Below are 18,160 nucleotides of genomic sequence, written 5' to 3'. Positions count from 1 at the left end.
AGGACGATAATATTCAGTTTTAAATCTTAATGATCTTAATAGCTTAATGGTGAAAAAAAATATACCTAAATCTCTTTTTGCGTGCTTTGCGTCTCTCTCAACGTCCTATGCTATAAAAAAAACAAAGATTACTCCAAAAAGATATCCCTGCTAAAATCATTCTCCGCTACATCAGCAGACTGTGGTTGAATAATTACAAACTTAATAACATTATATTCTGATTTTATTTTATCCCTCAACCTGTCAATCGCATTAGTCAAATCAGTGGTATTTAATTCTGCTTTAAACGTAAGAATGAGCACCAGCAATACTTCCTTTGGTGATTGATACTGGGATAAAATGCTTGTTACCGTAATTACATCCTGATCATTTTCTGCCAGTTCTTTTATCTTCTGCTGTGTTTCTGGCGTTAAACCTTCGCCCATTAATAAACTACGGCTTTCCCTGGCCAGTATAAAGGATACGAAAATTAAGAGTGTACCCACCAGAACAGAAGCCAGTCCATCTAAAAATGGAAGGTTTAAGTTGTGGTTTAATACCATAAATATAAAAACAATCAATAATCCTAAAACGGCAGCACCATCCTCAAACAATACTAAAAAGCCAGAGGGATCTTTACTTTTAATAATGGCTTTCCACCATGGCAAACCTTTACGTGTTTTGTTAAATTCCTTCATCGCAATAATCAAAGAAGCTCCCTCAAATAAGAAAGATAATCCCAGTACCACATAATTCCAGGTTGGATTGCCCAAAACTTCAGGATGACGGATATGCGAAATCCCTTGCGAAATCGATAATACACCACCTAAACCAAAAATCATAATGGATACAATGAACGACCAGAAATACAGTTCTTTACCGTAGCCAAATGGACGGGATTTATCAGGTGGTCTTACACTTCTTTTTAAGCCATAGAGCAATAAAAGTTGATTGCTGGTGTCAACCGTAGAGTGAATGCCTTCGGCAATCATTGATGAACTGTTGGTAAATGCTCCTGCAATGAATTTGGTTACTGCAATTAATAAATTGGCCGCTAATGCGCTGTAAATAGAATTGTTGGCTCTTGCCATAGATTAAGAAATGTAAAGGATTCATTTCTTAAACGGTTTTAATTTGATTTGGTTTTATAACGAGCGATGAAAAGATACGGTATTCCCAATTCAATTGGGAATACTAATTTATACTCTTTAAGGTTCCAGCCTGTGCCTATCGTGTGGGCATATCTTTTTTAAGTTTAGTTTAGGCGTTTTGCTAAGCAACATTAATAAAGCACGGATTTTAACCAAGGACGCTGTCAATCCCAAGAGCCGGGAAAATCAAAAAAACACAGGTGCACAACAGTAAAAATGGCCGTAACAAACCTGAAACGCAGTGGTTTTGTGTTCGTAACCGATGATTTTATTTTAAAAAATATTGAACACAAAACGAAGTGTCGCTGTTTTTTTGATGCGTGTGAGATTGTGCAAGAGGCTCATTGCTGGATTGACAAAGCGCTTTGGGTACTTTGGCGCTCCAAAGTACCATGCCACGCGGCATAGAGCGATGAAGAATGCTTTACTTAATTATGTCGACACGATAAGGTATAGAGCGTAAAAAAAATCAACATTTATCTCAAAATATAGTTTTTAAGATATAAAAGCTTGTAATTTAGCAGGAAAGATGCTGAAATAAATTCAGCATGACGATCGTCTTAGGAATATCTACTAAAAACAAATACAGGCTAACATAGATGTGTCCACACGATAGGTCTGGGCGACAATGACGATTTTTTCGACTCTTAAACGGTTTTAATTTGGTTTTGAAAAGTATGAGCGGATATAATTGCCCTTTCGACCGCTGTGGAGAAATCTTTTAACAAAGTTCAAAGATCTCTCCATTTCGCTATGCTCCGTCCGATAGCTATCGGATCGGGATGACGGCTATTTTTGGGATTTTTAACCTAAAATCTCATCAATCAATTTGATTTCAGTTTCACTAAATTCAATGTTATCTAATGCTTTAATTGAATCGGTAATCTGCTCTGGTTTACTGGCGCCAATCAGAACAGTAGTTACCCTGTTGTCTTTCAGTATCCAGGATAAAGCCATATGCGCTAATTTTTGTCCACGCGATTTGGCAACATCATTAAGTTTGGTAATTACAGCTAATTTCTCTGGTGTAATATTACTTTCTTTCAGGAAAATACCACTTGTAGCAACTCTCGAATCGGAAGGAATGCCATGTAAATATTTATCGGTGAGTAAACCCTGAGCCAATGGCGAAAACGGAATACAACCCACACCATTTTGTGCTAAAACATCAAGTAAACCATTTTCTACCCAACGTTCAAACATGGAATATTTCGGCTGGTGGATTAAACACGGAGTACCGTTATCTTTTAAAATTTTAATAGCTTTTGCAGCTTCTTCCGCCTGATAATTTGAAATACCCACATACAAAGCTTTGCCTTGTTGAACTAAAAGACTTAAAGCGCCCATAGTTTCTTCCAAAGGAGTTTCAGGATCCGGCCGATGGTGGTAAAAAATATCAACATAATCCAGTTTCATGCGTTTTAAGCTTTGGTCTAAGCTAGAAACCAGGTATTTTTTCGAACCCCAGTCACCATAAGGACCATCCCACATGGTATATCCCGCTTTGCTCGAAATAATCATTTCGTCACGGTAGCCTTTAAAATCTTCATAAAGGATTTTTCCGAAAACTTCTTCAGCCGAACCAGGAGGCGGACCATAATTATTGGCTAAATCGAAGTGGGTAATTCCATTGTTAAAAGCAGTAGAGATGAGATTTTTGCTATTTTCAAAAACGTTTACATGTCCGAAATTATGCCATAAACCCAGTGATATAGCGGGCAATTTTAAGCCACTGTTCCCACAACGGCGATATGGCATTTTGTCGTAACGGTCTGTTGAAATGATTTGGTTCATATTTTGGTTTTGATTGCCACAATAATAATCAGTTTTAGCGGATTTTGATGGCTATTCGTTAATATATTACCACCTCATAAGTGATGATTATAAATCAGTATTCCCGTCGCGGTAAATATTTGGCGAAAACTGATTAAAGGTTGGGAGTAGAACAATAATTATAAATACTGCCTTCGTTTCCTTAAAAGTTAAGATCCGGTATTTTAAGATTTCCACATTTTGTGATTATCAATTCTGCAAATCGTATCGTTGCTGATTTCTTAGGTAATTATTCTATAAGATATGCTTTTTACTTATTCTAAATCGTTTTATTTGTGAAATTAAGTGATATATTTATAATTAAAATCTAAACCAAGTATTCCATTTTATGAAATTAAAATCATTAGCAGGCCTCGGCGTTCTGGCTGCAATCGGGTTTGCGTCCTGCCAATCTGAAACCAAAAAAACTTCTTCTACAGATAGTTTGAAAAGCGACTCTGCTGCAGTTGTAAAATTAGTCCCTGATTCTTTTAAAAAGGTAATTGATGGTAAACAAACAGCATTGTATACTTTAAAGAATAAGAACAATGCGGAAGCAATTTTTACCAATTACGGCGGACGTTTAGTGAGCTTATTGATGCCAAACAAAGACGGAAAACTGGTAGATGTGGTGGTGGGTTTTAAAAGTGTTGGAGATTACGAAAAATCTACTGAACCCTATTTTGGCGCAACTATTGGCCGGTATGGCAACCGCATTGCCAAAGGTAAATTTACGCTTGAAGGTAAAACCTATTCGCTGTTTACCAATAATGGCCAGAATACCCTTCATGGTGGGAAAAAAGGCTATCAATATGTAGTCTGGGATGCGAGCCAGCCTAATCCAAATACATTGGTGCTACATTATCTATCAAAAGATGGCGATGAAAATTTTCCTGGTAATTTAGATGTTAAGGTAATTTATACGTTAACAGATGATAATGAATTGAAAATGGATTATGAAGCTAAAACAGATAAAACCACAGTGGTAAATTTAACAAATCATGCATTTTTTAATTTAAATGGCGATGGAAGTGGTGAGATTTTGAATCACGAAGTGCAGATTTATGCAGATGAATATACACCTGTTGATTCTACTTTAATCCCGACAGGAAAAATGGATAAAGTTAAGGGTACGCCCTTCGATTTCACCACCGCAACAACTATTGGTGCTCGTATAAATGATAAAAATGAGCAATTAACTTTTGGTAAAGGTTACGATCACAATTACGTGCTTAATAAAACCAAAGCAATGGGCATGTTCCATGCGGCTACGGTTAAGGGAGATAAATCGGGTATTATAATGGATATTTATACGCAGGAGCCAGGTTTACAGTTCTACAGCGGGAACTTTATGCAAAGTAAAAATACTTTTAAAACTGGTGCTAAGGATGATTTTAGAACCGCAATTGCAATGGAAACGCAGCATTTTCCGGATTCTCCAAATCAACCTGCTTTTCCGTCAACGGTTTTAAAGCCAGGAGAGGTGTATAAAACGAGTTCTATCTATAAATTTACCAAATAATCATGTTAAGGATCAATGTATCCCGATGATCATAAAATAAATACGGCCTGTAGAAATGCAAGCTGTATTTATTTTAGAAAAGTTCCTGTAAAACAGGATCAGTATAATCTTCTATAAAAGCAAAAACGTTATTGTAATCAGAAAATTCTTCCCTGGTGTGCATGGTGGTTAGTACAACACATTTCATCCCCGCATTTTGGGCGGCTTCAACACCTTTTGGTGCATCTTCAAAAACGATACATTGCTTAGCTTCAATACCTAAAATTTCAGCCCCTTTGGTAAAGGTTTCCGGATCTGGTTTACTATGTACAACGTCTTCAGCACTTACTATAGCTTTAAAATAAGAGCGGATATTTAAGTTATCAAGAACAAAATTAATGTTGAAAGGAATAGCTGCCGAACCAATTGCCATTTGAATGCCTGATTGTTTTGCTTTTTCAAAAAAATCGCCTAAGCCAGCTATTAACGATAAGTGTTTTTTATATGCCGCCTGATAGCGGTGTTCTTTCTCGATAGAAATCTGATCAATCTGTTCCTGCGAGAAATGACCAACACCAAAAACACGTTCCAACAGATCCTGGTTTTTGCCGTACATCTGTTTTTTAACCGCATCAAAGCTGATGCTTGCGCCTAAATCTTGCGTAAGTATATCATGCCAGGCACGATTATGGAAAGCCATATCATTAATCATGGTTCCGTTAAGATCGAAAAGGAAAGCTTTAGGTTTATCGTTCGTCATGGCTGCAAAATTATCAGATTTTTTTATGATTATGATAAAATACGGTTATCATTACCAAAATTTAACTCATCAAGAAAGTGAAACAGTAAGAAAGTATTAATCTTTTTGCTTTTTAAAATAAAAGTAACAAAGTGGGAAGAGGCAAATCAAGCCTAAAAGAAAACCACCAACGGTATCTGTAAACCAATGTGCACCCAGGTAAATTCTGGATGGGGCAATGGTGATCATCAAAAATGCTGATAAATAGGTTACTATATTCCTTGTTAGCCTCGGCACATCTTTCAAAGTACTCATCAAAATAATTAAGAAACCAAAAAAAAGCGTGTAAGAAAGTACATGCCCGCTGGGATAGCTTTGAAACCTGTTTACTTCTACCAGACGTACGTAAAATGCAGTAGGGCGAGGACGGTCGATTACATTTTTTATACCCAGAATAATTAATCCGGATAGTAGCACAGTCGAAATGAATATTCCCTCACGTTTATATTTCTGATAATAAAATATAAACGCCACAACTACTACTGAAAGTAATGAATAGGGAAGTTCGCCAAAAAAGCTGATGGCCAACATCAATTTATCCAACCAGTCTGCATGGTATTGTTGAATAAATAGCGAAGTTTTAATGTCAAAATCAAGTATGGGATGCTGCGCAATAAAAAAACTTAAACAAGTAAAGGCAGCAATCAGCAATGCGAGTATTAAAATTAGTGTATTTCGTTTTAAAGGCATAGTCATAGGTAAATCAAAAAATCAAAACTATGGATTTTATGCCAATAGAATAAAAAAAACAGGCTTTTTAAATTAGATATGCTTTAATGGTCGAAATTGTTAAAAAATATTATCTTTATTGCTTTAACGAATCTCACATGCAAGAAAATCATTCCGTAGAAGGTGCGTCAGAAAGCCATTTTAACGAAAGCCTGTGCGCAAACTGTCAGATAAATGTATACGAGCCTGGCTATGCCATTAATTTATGTTCTGATTGCCGAAAAAGTTTAATAAAGTATCCCATACCCAAATGGATTAAATTTTTCGCGCTCGGCATCTTAGCGGTTATGGTGATCAGTTTGTTACGCACGCAACAATATATTTCTGCTGCAGTCCATTTAGGCAAAGCGGAGAACGCAATCGATCAAAAACATTTTATAACGGCACAACGCGAGTTGAGTTTAGTATTAAATAAGTTCCCGAAAGACTTTAATGCCAATGCCTACATGATGGTTGCAAGTGCCTATAATTTTGATTTTGAAGCATACCAGATTGCTTTTGACAAGATAGCGGATATAAAAACAGAGGATGAAAACTTATTGCGCAAGGTAAATGCGGCCTCTGAATATATTGCCCAGTCGTTCCCCAAGGACACGTTGATGTATAAACGTACTGTTGCTGTCGCCAAGGATAAAGAAAAATTATTGGCTATGGTAGATAGTACTGATGAAATTGTATTAAAAACGCATATTGCAAACTTTTTATTCGAGACAAAAGATTATGATCGGGTAGATGATATTGTAAACAAGGTATTGGCAGTTGATCCTAATTTTTATCAGGCTTTGAGTTTGAAAACTGCTGTTAAAAGAAACACGGCCAAATATGATGAAGCTTTGGCCTTGTGTGATCGATTATTGGCATTTAATGCGGAAGATATTTATGTTTTATCGCAAAAGGCCAGGATTGAACTTAAAAGAAAACACGATAGGGAGGCTGCCGTTTTTGCTTCAAAAGCCCTGTCTCTTGATCCTGATAATGACAGTGCCATTGAAGCCACGGCAATGGTAGACTATTTTGCCGGCAGGAAAAAAGAAAGTTTGGCGAGTTTGGCTAAAATAAAGGCCCACGAAACTCACTCGGGAGATAGTACAATATCGAAACGTTTATCACCCATTATTTTGGGTTCAGAAATTTATAGGTAATTAGAAGATAAAATTATGTTTGTTCCAGGTATATTAATCAGTATTGCTACTTTTCCGGGCGTAATTGTACACGAGCTTGCTCACCAGCTTTTTTGCAGGTTATTTAAGGTTCCGGTATTCGAAGTTTGCTATTTTAGAACCGAGAATCCTGTAGGTTATGTTTTACACGAGCCCGCACCAAAGGTTTATCAAACAGTATTTATTTCTGTAGGGCCATTTATTGTTAACTCACTGTTGTGTTTTATTATTGGTTTTTCTGCTGCGCTGCAATTTAAATTCGATTCGGCCAATGTTTTAGATTATTTACTGATGTATCTGGCCATTTCGATTGGCGCACATGCATTTCCAAGCACAGGAGATGCAAACAGTTTGTGGAATGCAGTTGTAAAATCAAAAACCACTTCCTGGTTGTCTAAAATAGTTGTGACCCCAATAGTCGGTTTCATATATGGCGGTGCATTGGGATCTTTCTTTTGGCTCGATATTATTTATGGTGGTGCCGTTGCTTTAGGTTTACCTTATCTAATCATTAAATTTTTGGTATAATAAAAACCATAGTGGTGAGGAATATTCATCAAGGAAATAAGACGATTCATCAAGGAAATACACCTATCTGTATAATCTGTTATGATAAGTTGAAATGATTTTTAATATTCGGGTCAGATAATAAGGATATCTATGCTTAATTGGTTGGCAGGATTAATTCCTGCCAACTAAAAAAGCGAACCCCTTCGACAATTTATTCATAAATTATACTTTTTGTGTTAACGCTTCGGCCCAAGCCTACCTCCTTTAAATGAGGAGGTGCTTAGGTTGTTACCATACCCTCCGTTTTAGCGCTTCGATTATTTCAGGTCGTTATTTTGCTGGTATCTTTTTTTAAATTAAAGATAGGTTATCGGGTAATTTTTGTGGCTATCCATTTAATATCCGTAATTTGGTTTTTTAATTTGCAGAATGCAAATCCTAAGACTGATGAAGACTAAGTTATTTTCATTTATATTCTCCCTTGTATTTGTAATTCAGCTATATGCCGAATATAGCAATAATGCAAGCTTGCGTACTTTTTCTAAACCTTTGATTGTGTTGGTACTTTTGGTGTGGCTATATGTTACTACAAATTTGAAAGGCCGTTTCCATAAAAGGATTTTTACCGGATTAATTTTTGCCTGGGCGGGAGATCTGTTATTGATGCTGCAGGAAGGTAGGACAAGCTTTTTTATCTTCGGATTGGCTGCTTTTTTAGTTTGCCATATTTTTTACATCAGGGCATTTACGCTCGATCATAAATCGAACCCAAGTCATAAAACACCCTATTTTTTGTGGGCTGTGGGTGCATTTGCCATTTTTTGCTCAGGTCTGTTTTTCTACCTGCAGCCAAAATTAGGAGCAATGCAGTTTCCGGTTTTGATGTATGCCATTGTCATCTGTGTGATGGCATTGATGGCTGTTAACCGCTATGGAAAAGTGAATATTTTTAGTTTTAAACTTATCCTTTATGGTGCGTTATTTTTCTTGCTGTCTGACAGTGTTTTAGCCGTTAATAAATTTGCGCAACCCATTCCACAGGGTGGTGCGCTGATTATGGCTACTTACATGATTGCGCAGTATTTAATTGTTTACGGTACTATTGAGCGCAAGTTGGTGGTAACACGGACGGAAGTATAGTTTGTTGTTTTTTGAAAAGCAGGGTTCTGTGTTAAACGGTTACTGTAGTCCTGCTATCGTTCCAATCTTTTTAACAGGTGCTGTCAGTGCATTGAATACGGAGAAGCGTATCGGTTACAGTTTTTAACAGGTGCTGTCAGTGCATTGAATACGGAGGAAGCGTATCGGTTACAGATGCTTCGTGCCTCAGCATGACAGTGTATTTATTGTCGTTGCAAATTAAAAAGGATTTTTACTATATCAGGTTTATAAAACTAAAGGCAGTAGAGGAAAGAAAAATATTAATCACTGCCTAAATCTTCATCCTTTACCTTCCACTTTTCTTTTCCTTATCCAAAACCGTAAAAACCTGTACCAGGCGTTCTCCATTTTCATCAACTAAAGTTAAGGTATGTTTACCTGGCGGCGGACTAATGGCCAATTGATGAAAATTAGTGGTGGTGCTTACGTATTCATGATCAATGTGCCAATATATTTTAGCACCTGGATTTCTGTGTGCTGCATTAAGCACAATTTTGCCTCTTGATCCATCCTGTTCTAAGGGAATGTAAACTATCGCGTTGTTTTTTGGATAAATGATCTCCATTACACTATTTCCGCCTGAGAGTTCACAGCCAGCTTTAAAAGGAGGGAGGGATTTATAATCGCTATTTTTTATTTTATAATAATATTCCATTGCCGGTGGTAAAATAAACCAGCTTTTGTGCTGCATATAGGGTATGCTTTCGCATTGGTCGGTGACCCTAAAAGTACCTGTTCTGTCTAAATGAACCAGTTTGTGAAAAGGACAAATGGCAGTTTTTTCTCCCGAAACAGGAACAAGCTCTTCTACAACATCAGTACAATATTCTGATGCCTTGTAGCCGCTTTTTTTACAAATTTTAAGCCTTTTGAGCTTGGTTGTGGGCGTTTCGAACCATTTTCCATTGGGTAATAACCTGAAAATATCAAAGAGCACTGGTGCGGCCGCTTCTATTCCTACCAAACCCGGTCTGCCTTCACCATCTGCATTACCCACCCAAACACATACTACATAATTTGGAGTTAAGCCTACGGCCCAGGCATCGCGAAAACCAAAACTGGTACCAGTTTTCCATGCTATTCTTTGCGAAGAGGAAAATTGTTCCCATAAACCTTCATCACCCGGGCGCATTACTTCTTCCATGGCATTAAAGGTTGCCCATATTGCACCATGATCTAAAAATGAGTTGCGCTGATAGTCTTTTTCTTCTTTAGTTTTATTATTAAAGTAAGTTGCCTGTTTATAGTCTTCAGGATTGTAAAGGCCTTTGTAGGTATTGAAATGATTAAGCGTACGTACCATACCCATGTAAGTATTGGCCAAATCCCACATCGTAACTTCACTGCCACCCAAAATTAACGACAGACCATAATGATCTGCTGGCTGGTTCAGTGTGCCTATCCCTAATTTTTTTAATTTATCATAAAAGCGTTCGTATTTATATTGCTGCAACATTTTCACTGCCGGAATGTTCAGGGAGCGGCTCAGCGCCTTATCTGCAGCAATGGCGCCGTCATAACCCAGATCATAATTTTGAGGCGAATAACCTGCTATTTGAGTCGGGATATCTGGAATTAAGGTGTGCGGCAATATGAATCCATCATTCATCATGCTGGCATAAAGCAAAGGTTTTAAGGTACTACCCGGGCTGCGCGGCGCTTTAATCATATCTACGTGACTTTGTAGGTCAGCATTTTCCGGCTGGTAAATATTACCTACATAACTTACCACATGACCAGTTCTGGCATCAAGCACTAAAGCCGAAATATTATTAATGTCATTGGCTCTGTAGCGGTTGTTATAGCGTTTTAATATCGAGTTTACTTTCAACTGGATGTTTTCATCCAATGTTGAAGTAATCCTCGTAGAATTGATTTTTAAACTTGTTCTTTCCGCTTTAAAACGGTTTAATAAATGGGGCGCATTTTGTGGTAGGGGCATGGGCTTGCCGGGAATAGGCTCCAACTTAGCTAAATTAGCCGTTGCCTGATCTATGTATTTTAACTTGGCTAACTTATCCAATAAATCGTTTCTTTTTTTGATCAGACTGTTCGAGTTTTTACCAGGATGAACCAACGACGGGCTGTTGGGAAGAACAGCTAAAGTAGCCATCTCACCCCAAGAAAGTGTTTTAGCATCACGTCCGTAATAGCGCCAACTCGCTGCTTCTAAACCCACAACGTTACTTCCAAAAGGCGCGTTAGCAGCATATAGGCCAATAATTTCTTCCTTTGAGTATTTTATTTCTAAGCGTAATGCTAAAATCACTTCCAATAATTTTTGCCAAACCGTTCGGTCTTGTTTTCGCGACAAACGGATTACCTGCATGGTTAAGGTACTGCCGCCACTTACCACACTTTTTGCCCTCCAGTTTTGTCGCATAGCCCTGCTCATGGCCAGTATATCTACGCCAAAGTGGCTATAAAATCGTTTATCCTCGAAAGCGATAATGCAATCCTTAAATTTTACCGGAACACTATCGGCTACAGGGAAGCGCCACTGTCCATCGCTGGCAATTGCAGCACTTAATAAATTGCCATTGCTAGCCTCAATAACATAGGAGGTAGGCGTTTTGAAAAGTTTGGATGGTAAAGAGAAAAGAAATGCCAAAAGCAATGCAAAGCAGATGAGATCGGAAATGAGAAATGCTTTTGGGATCTTGTTCATTTAATTCTTAATTCTGGTCTTAACTCTAGTCTTAGCGTCTCGCTAAGGTATTTGTTGTTTATTATTTTTTGAAAGCCGTAGCGAGACGTTACGACTCAAGCCTCGGTTCGTGAAGACACGAACCGAGGCTTGAGTGTAAAATTTACCCTCGTAATTTGTATGAGGGTAAAATGTATTAATTTTACCTTCGTTTATCGCCATGGTTCGTGTCGCCACGAACCATTTTTACGTTTAAAATTCTATCGTCATGGTCGTGTCTCCATGAACCATTTCTACGGTTAAAATTCTAATCTTAAATCCTTTAAAAACGAATAATCAGTTTCATTCTTTTCATAAAAAGAGGCAGACGAATATAAATAATCTTCAGGATTCGTTGCTAATTGCCAGTGTTGCGTACACGGATTGTTGTGTAAGTAATCTAACTTTTGATAAGCAACTTCCGGAGTATATAAATGTATCGCTAGTGAATCTCTCTGCCAAAATTCATAATTTTTATTAATGGAATTTTTATAAAAATGAATAAGCTCATTTGGACTTAATAATTTTTTGAACTCGTGTGCCGTATATTTTAAAAATGAGCCTTGGACTGTTTCTTTACCATTAAGTTCATTTGATCGCCAAATAGTATGTATATGATTAGGCATGATAACAAAGGCAAAAATATCAAGTTTGCTTAATTTACTTAAATGCTCGAATGAACTTAAAATGATATGCTTAAACTTATCTTTTTCCAGTAATTTTTGCCATTTGTTAATAGTAGCTGTCCAAAAATAAATTTTTCCGATTTCAATGTAATTCTTTCTTCTGGCTTCAGATAATTTATCCATTGTTATTAGATTTCGGTTCGTGTCTCCACGAACCGAGGCTTTAGGTTTGTATCTCTACAAAAAATTAAACCTCGCAGGTTTTTAAAACCTGCGAGGTTTGAAGATATCTACTTCACCACCTGCACCCACTTACCTGCTTCTGTGGCCGAGATATCATTGTTATACATCGCTTCACATTGAACAGCCGATAAGTAATATTTGCCCAGATAAGATGCGTTCAGCAATACCTTATACACCAGGCTTTCACCTTCTCTTACGTTAAAGTAAGTGAAAACGCGATCATCCCTGATGTCCTGATAGGTAAAAGGAGATGAAGCTAAAATACTCTGGTTATCATTAACGCGTGTATTGATAATTTCCCATCCCGAAGGGAAAATTTGAGTTAATGCCATTTGTTCGTAGTAACCCATTCGCCCTGGATTTTTTACAGTTACCTCTGCATAGAAATCTGTTCCTTGTTTTAAAGTAGTAGGATCTAAAACTTTTCCGTTTAAACGTTTGTAAATCAAACTCATATCTAAAACTTCAGGACGGTTAGGTAAAAAGTTATTTTGACCCGCAACTGGCTGTCCTTCTAAAACCAAACGCACAAACAATACATTATTTCCATTATTAGTAACTGAAGCGGTATTTCCCTTAAAGGTTACAGGTGTACTATTAATGTATTGAGTAGAATTTACAGGAGCTGATTTTCCATCCAATACATATTGAAATTGCAGTTTATTTGCCGATTGGTTAGATCCACAGAATTTAGCAATAGCCAACAAACTATATGCGGTTGTTTGTGTACTGTACCAGGTATTTTCGCCAAGCTTTGCTGCTAAAGGCTGTAATAAACTCGCGGCTTTTGCTTTCTGACCGAGTAGCGTTAACGTTTCTAAAATCATCGCTTCATCGCGTACATCAGAACCATAAGTTCCACCCAATTGTTTGTAAGCCTGGATGGATGTATCCAAACCTCTGATCATGTTTTGTGCCACCTCATTTTGCCCAGCCAGTTTATAAGCCGCTGCCAAACGCCATTTCGCTGCCACAGATAAATATTGGAAAGCTTTTAAACGGTTCATGGCAGCCATTTCAGGTTTTTTAGCCAGTGCCAGCATGTATAAACGGTAGGCTTGTGATAAATCGCCACCATAGAAATTATTGCTGTTTGGTGCCCAGTTTGTGGCTTTTGATTTTTGAAAGCGCAATAGCTCATCCAGAAGGCCAACAGGTAGGGTATAACCAGCATTTTGTGCCTCAACTAAGAAATGGCCGGCATAATTACTTCCCCATTCATCAGATGTACCTTCTCCAGGCCAGTAAGATAAACCACCATCAGTAGTTTGGAAACCTTTTAGTCTGTTTATGCCAGCTTTAATATTTTTCTCTGTTCTGGCTTTCTGTTGTTCGTTCAATGGACTCAACCGATCTAAAAATAGTTGTGGGAATATACCCGAAGTCGTTTGCTCAACACAGCCATGGGGATATTGAATGAGGTAACTCAATCTTTTGCCAAGGTTAATCGCCGGGATGGAAGATACTTCCAGTGAACCAGAATTAGTACCCGTCATTCCGATCGGTAAATAGTTTACGGCCCATTTAGTATGCGGCTGAACGGTAGCAGACACCACGTTGGTTACATAAGGGTTTGGATTTCGGATGTCCATTTCCACATCATAAACCGTTTTTTCGGAACCACTCTGTGCGATTACTTTTACCTTGGCAATACCTACATTATCCGGCGCTTTTACCTCGAAAGCAGTCATCTGCTCACCCGTTTGTTTGTAGTAGAGCTGTTGTTTATTAGTGCCCTGAACAATTAAATTACTGGTCTGTAGCTGCACCGATACATTTTTAAGGTTATTCTCTGTAGCAAATACCGTAACAGGCAGAGTGAAACTTTCTCCCGGACCAATTACCCTCGGTAGGGTAGCCAAAACCATTAGCGGCTTTTTAACCTGAACTGATTTTTCTGCAAAGCCATAAGCTGCATCCTGTCCGGCAACTACCATTGCCCTTACAGCGCCAATGTACTGCGGTAATTTAAATTTGTGTGTTTTGCTTTCGCCTTTACCAATGGTAAACGGCCCCATAAATTTAACCACTGCTTTAAAGCGGTTCGCTTTAGCCGGATTAAGGTTTTTATTGATGCTACCATCACCGCCAATGCTTAAAATACGTTCTAAATTTCCACCCCAAGCGCCAAGAACATAGTCGAATAAATCCCATGTTTTAACACCCAGACCTTCGCGGGCATAAAATGCACCATGCGGATCTGGTGTTTTAAATCGGGTTAAATCCAATAAACCTTCATCAACCAATGCAATGGTATAGGTCATTGCTTTACCGTTCTGCTCACCTACAGTGATGGTGTTTTCGGTTTCCGGTTTAATTTTATCGGCCATTTTAATGGTCGGTTTTAAAATGGTTTGCGGATCTTCTATAGAAAGCGGAATAGCACCATACATTCTAATTGGTAAATCGTTAACCGTTTGTGCATGCGGTTGTAATAAAGTAATATTGGCAAAAACATTAGGCGCCATCTCTTTTTCAGCCTTGAACTTAAATTGCGTTTGTCCGGCTTTGGTATCTACCCAGAAGGTTTTTAATACCCGGCTTCCATTTTCAATTGAGATAAGTGCTCTTCCATTTTTGCCTGTTGGAATAGTTAAAGTAATATCTTCTCCAACGGTGAATTTTTCTTTATTAGCCGTGAAAGATAACATAGAGGCCTCTGTTGGGTTGCTGCCTTGTTCGCGTTGTGCCCAGCCCGGCCAATCAATGTAAACAGATTTTCCGGTAACATGTCCGCCATTTACATCGCGTACTAAAATTAAATAACGTCCCCATTCTGGTTCATCAACACGTAAATTCCAGCTTCCTTTTCCGTTGAACAGGTTCACCTGATGACTTTCTACCAGTTTATTGAATTGGTTTTGAGTGAAATTGGCATAAGTGTTCTGATCATCCTGTTCCCACCACCAGCGCCATTGGGTTTTATATAACTCTACGGTAACGGTTTTGGTGCCGCTCAATAATTTTCCATCGGTATTTACATTAACGATTTCAATTTTATGCTCTTTTCCGGTAACCAGCATACCACTTAAACGATCGCCCTTTTCAGCGCGAATCCCTAAATAGCTGTTGTACACATGGTAAGGAATACTAAAATTATCGATACTGAAATTACCTCCCGGTTCGAAAACCTTGGTTGTAAAGTTTGCTCTCAACACACCAGGAGCCGTATTGTTCTCATTTAGATTAGTGTTAATCTGCGCTGTACCATTTTGGTTTAATGTACCTTCGAAAATGGTTTTAACCTGCGATTCAAAGTTAACCGTAGGATTATCAAAACTAAAACCCTCAAAGCCTTTAAACTTGGTTTCGGTGGTGTTTAAGTTTACATCAACCTTCGCTTTTAAGTTTTGTGCAACGGCACCGAATAGCCATTTAGCAGATAGGGTAGCAGCTGAAGTTCCTGCACTTAAATATGTTTTGTTGCCAACGTTGAAATCAATTTTCAAACGGTTTGGCATTACGGTTTCAATTTTTAAGGTTTTGGTAAAAGTAGCACCGCCTGCTTTCACTTTGGCCATCCAGTTACCGGTAGGTGCAGTACTTTCTGTAGCGGTTTTAAAGGTATAGAACCCATTTAAAGGCTTGCCATTAATCAATCTTTTGTAAAGCTGGCCTTTTGGATTATAGAATTCCATGGTTACCGGATAATTGGCCGGAAGTTTTTTTAGTTTATCTTCCAGAACGAAAGAAACAAATAAACTGTCACCAGGTCGCCAAACGCCGCGTTCTCCATAAATAAAACCTTTTAATCCACTTTGAACTACATCGCCTCCTACATCAAACCTGCTTAATGGAAGTGAGCTTCCATCGTCTAATTTCAGGTAGCCACGTTCTGAACCATTTTTAGCGATCAATAAAAATGGCTGGCGTTTTAAGTCAAAACTTGCAAAACCATCACCATCAGTTTTAGTCGTAAAAATGATCTGTTTCTGGTAATCCATTAATTCGAGGTTTATACCACTCAATGGTTTTGCCGTCAATAAATCGGTAGCGACAATCAGCATGCTATTGTCGTTACCGCGTTTAGCCACTAAGCCTATATTTGAAGCAATTAAGTTTCTGCTTGCCCAGCGCTGGTTGGTATAAAATGATGGTGTGCATGGATTGTCTTTATCGTCCCATTTGTAATTTGGTGGATAATAATTATTATAACGCTTCCAAAAATCATCGTCCTCATCAATCTTTTCACCATAACCATCATAATCCCCATATTCGCTTTCCTCATCGCCACCATCGCCTTTTTCTTCTCCGGCTTTACAATTATAGGCGTTATATTCCTGTCTGAAAGCAATGGTAACACGATACATTGCACCAGGCTCCGTACGGATCATTTTATCCAGATCGAGTGTAAAGCGGTTCTTTTTATGGAGGTTAAGCGCTTTGTCTTCATCTAAGCGAACGGTTTTCTGTAAAATAGGTTTCGCTACCCTGCGCAGTTCATTGCCATCCTTATAGCTATTGGTCTGGAAGAACTGTGGAATATTATTTTCGTAAATTTTGATTACTGTTACATCAACCGCTTTTAAATTAATCGCTTCGAAAGGTAAAACCAATTTTCCTGAATTGGGTAAAATGGTACCTGCGCCTGCAATGGTAACCGATGGTAGTTTATCTTCAAAAACAAGATTAGCTACTTTACCGGTGGTCAGTGTTTTGGCATTGATATTTTCGACCCCTGCATTTACACTTAAGGCATAATTGCCTTTTAATTCTTCAGGAGCGTAAACTTTAACCTGACTGGCATCAATGGTATACCTAACATCGCTTAGGTTGCCCAGCGTAATCATACCGGTTAAATCCTGACCTACGCCAATCGGTTCAGAAAACTGCACCAATGCATAATCTTCTTCCCCCTGAATCGCTTTCATATCAAGGATTTCAAATTTATTTATGGCCGGAACACGAACTTCCACTTCTCCTTTCTGATCAGCATCAATGGCATCACCATCCCACTCTAATTTTAGATTTTGGTCGTTCCCCGTCTTTTTAATGCTATCGATAATGAATTTTGAGGTATTTTTGGCCGGATCATGCTGCCACTTGATCTTTAACTTTTGGTCAAAATCCAATGAAAGGGTTTTCTCTATTTTACTGGTTTCTTCCACATCGGCAGTAGCTACTTCACCTGTAAGTTTCATGTAATCCAGAGAAGTGTTGTTCTGTGAAACCAAGCCGTTTTGGGATAACATGATCCCCGGGGTAATTACTTTAAAATCAAAATCGAAGTCTTCAAGGCCTTTTTCTGTAGCAGAAACTTCTGAAAGTTTGAAGGTAGCCTCGTAGTTTTTACCAGGTTTAAGGTTCTCATCAGGCCTGAATTCAACCGTTTGAGGATCTATCCAGTAGGTTTTTCCAGAGATAGAAGGAGAGAAGTCGAAAAGTTCGCGGCTATCTGCTTTGCCTAAATCCTGCATGCCCGTTGCGGCATTAGCCAGGTGGACGCGGATAAAACTCTTTTTCGAAATGGTACCGGAAGTATAAGCTTCGATATATTTCGCATATGCCTGGTTTTCTTCGTGATTTTTCTTTTTCCTGTTAAAATAAATAAATACGATTGCCACTATTGAAACAGCCAGCAAGCCAATAAAAATAAATTTCTTTTTTGAGGACGATTGATAGGTAGATGGTTGTTCCATAAATGAAATTCGTTAAGATAAATGAGAATATAATGCTGCGGTTGCCGCAATTGTTATGCCGTAATTTATTTGAATATGCCGATATTCCTCTGTTGGATCAGAAAATTAACTAAAATCGACGTTAAAAGAAATAATGTTGAAAATTAAATCGAATGGTTTGTTCA

11 protein-coding genes are annotated in these 18,160 nt (G+C 38.1%); 4 read left to right on the top strand and 7 right to left on the bottom strand.

The window, feature by feature from the left end:
- Positions 1-128 precede the first annotated feature (128 nt).
- Complete coding sequence (locus IM793_RS20325; RefSeq protein WP_193424521.1) at positions 129-1,070, bottom strand: cation diffusion facilitator family transporter; 942 nt, start codon at positions 1,068-1,070, stop codon at positions 129-131.
- A gap of 864 nt (positions 1,071-1,934) precedes the next feature.
- Positions 1,935-2,924: an L-glyceraldehyde 3-phosphate reductase gene (gene mgrA / locus IM793_RS20320; RefSeq protein WP_193424518.1), complete on the bottom strand. Its 990-nt coding sequence runs from the start codon at positions 2,922-2,924 to the stop codon at positions 1,935-1,937.
- Between the two features lie 367 nt (positions 2,925-3,291).
- Between mgrA and IM793_RS20315 the strand changes: the two genes are divergently transcribed.
- Complete coding sequence (locus IM793_RS20315; RefSeq protein WP_193424516.1) at positions 3,292-4,464, top strand: aldose epimerase family protein; 1,173 nt, start codon at positions 3,292-3,294, stop codon at positions 4,462-4,464.
- Positions 4,465-4,537: 73 nt separating this feature from the next.
- On the opposite strand, the gene IM793_RS20310 is transcribed toward IM793_RS20315, so the two are convergent.
- Both IM793_RS20310 and IM793_RS20305 read right to left on the bottom strand, forming a co-directional pair.
- Positions 4,538-5,203, bottom strand: coding sequence for an HAD family phosphatase (locus IM793_RS20310; protein ID WP_193424514.1), 666 nt, complete (start codon positions 5,201-5,203; stop codon positions 4,538-4,540).
- A gap of 96 nt (positions 5,204-5,299) precedes the next feature.
- Positions 5,300-5,932, bottom strand: coding sequence for a phosphatase PAP2 family protein (locus tag IM793_RS20305; RefSeq protein WP_193424512.1), 633 nt, complete (start codon positions 5,930-5,932; stop codon positions 5,300-5,302).
- 137 nt (positions 5,933-6,069) lie between these two features.
- Between IM793_RS20305 and IM793_RS20300 the strand changes: the two genes are divergently transcribed.
- The 3 genes from IM793_RS20300 to IM793_RS20290 all read left to right on the top strand — a co-directional run bounded on the left by IM793_RS20300 (position 6,070) and on the right by IM793_RS20290 (position 8,781).
- Entirely contained in the window at positions 6,070-7,113 is a 1,044-nt protein-coding gene (locus tag IM793_RS20300) for a hypothetical protein (protein WP_193424510.1), read from the top strand.
- A gap of 15 nt (positions 7,114-7,128) precedes the next feature.
- Positions 7,129-7,659 carry a metalloprotease family protein gene (locus IM793_RS20295; RefSeq protein WP_227256332.1) on the top strand — a complete coding sequence of 177 codons (531 nt, stop codon included), beginning with the start codon at positions 7,129-7,131 and terminating at the stop codon, positions 7,657-7,659.
- Positions 7,660-8,088: 429 nt separating this feature from the next.
- Complete coding sequence (locus tag IM793_RS20290) at positions 8,089-8,781, top strand: lysoplasmalogenase (RefSeq protein ID WP_193424508.1); 693 nt, start codon at positions 8,089-8,091, stop codon at positions 8,779-8,781.
- A 307-nt stretch (positions 8,782-9,088) separates the two neighbouring features.
- On the opposite strand, the gene pbpC is transcribed toward IM793_RS20290, so the two are convergent.
- From pbpC to IM793_RS20275, 3 genes are all read right to left on the bottom strand, one after another.
- Positions 9,089-11,470: a penicillin-binding protein 1C gene (gene pbpC, locus IM793_RS20285; RefSeq protein WP_193424506.1), complete on the bottom strand. Its 2,382-nt coding sequence runs from the start codon at positions 11,468-11,470 to the stop codon at positions 9,089-9,091.
- Positions 11,471-11,748: 278 nt separating this feature from the next.
- Positions 11,749-12,297, bottom strand: coding sequence for a transposase (locus tag IM793_RS20280; protein WP_227256331.1), 549 nt, complete (start codon positions 12,295-12,297; stop codon positions 11,749-11,751).
- A 107-nt stretch (positions 12,298-12,404) separates the two neighbouring features.
- The gene (locus IM793_RS20275; RefSeq protein WP_193424504.1) at positions 12,405-17,996 is read right to left on the bottom strand and encodes an alpha-2-macroglobulin; all 5,592 of its coding nucleotides are present in this window, start codon (positions 17,994-17,996) and stop codon (positions 12,405-12,407) included.
- Between the last annotated feature and the right edge of the window lie 164 nt (positions 17,997-18,160).

The sequence above is a fragment of the Pedobacter sp. MR2016-19 genome, from assembly GCF_014947265.1.
Lineage (GTDB): Bacteria > Bacteroidota > Bacteroidia > Sphingobacteriales > Sphingobacteriaceae > Pedobacter.
Note: the sequence above shows the minus strand (reverse complement) of the source record. Positions and strands in the feature narration are given on the sequence as shown.

Coding starts and splice junctions, on each gene's coding strand:
- IM793_RS20325 (WP_193424521.1), bottom strand. CDS start 1,070: ATGGCAAGAGCCAACAATTCTATTTACAGCGCATTAGCGGCCAATTTA.
- IM793_RS20310 (WP_193424514.1), bottom strand. CDS start 5,203: ATGACGAACGATAAACCTAAAGCTTTCCTTTTCGATCTTAACGGAACC.
- IM793_RS20300 (WP_193424510.1), top strand. CDS start 6,070: ATGCAAGAAAATCATTCCGTAGAAGGTGCGTCAGAAAGCCATTTTAAC.
- IM793_RS20280 (WP_227256331.1), bottom strand. CDS start 12,297: ATGGATAAATTATCTGAAGCCAGAAGAAAGAATTACATTGAAATCGGA.
- IM793_RS20290 (WP_193424508.1), top strand. CDS start 8,089: ATGAAGACTAAGTTATTTTCATTTATATTCTCCCTTGTATTTGTAATT.
- IM793_RS20305 (WP_193424512.1), bottom strand. CDS start 5,932: ATGCCTTTAAAACGAAATACACTAATTTTAATACTCGCATTGCTGATT.
- IM793_RS20275 (WP_193424504.1), bottom strand. CDS start 17,996: ATGGAACAACCATCTACCTATCAATCGTCCTCAAAAAAGAAATTTATT.
- pbpC (WP_193424506.1), bottom strand. CDS start 11,470: ATGAACAAGATCCCAAAAGCATTTCTCATTTCCGATCTCATCTGCTTT.
- IM793_RS20315 (WP_193424516.1), top strand. CDS start 3,292: ATGAAATTAAAATCATTAGCAGGCCTCGGCGTTCTGGCTGCAATCGGG.
- mgrA (WP_193424518.1), bottom strand. CDS start 2,924: ATGAACCAAATCATTTCAACAGACCGTTACGACAAAATGCCATATCGC.
- IM793_RS20295 (WP_227256332.1), top strand. CDS start 7,129: ATGTTTGTTCCAGGTATATTAATCAGTATTGCTACTTTTCCGGGCGTA.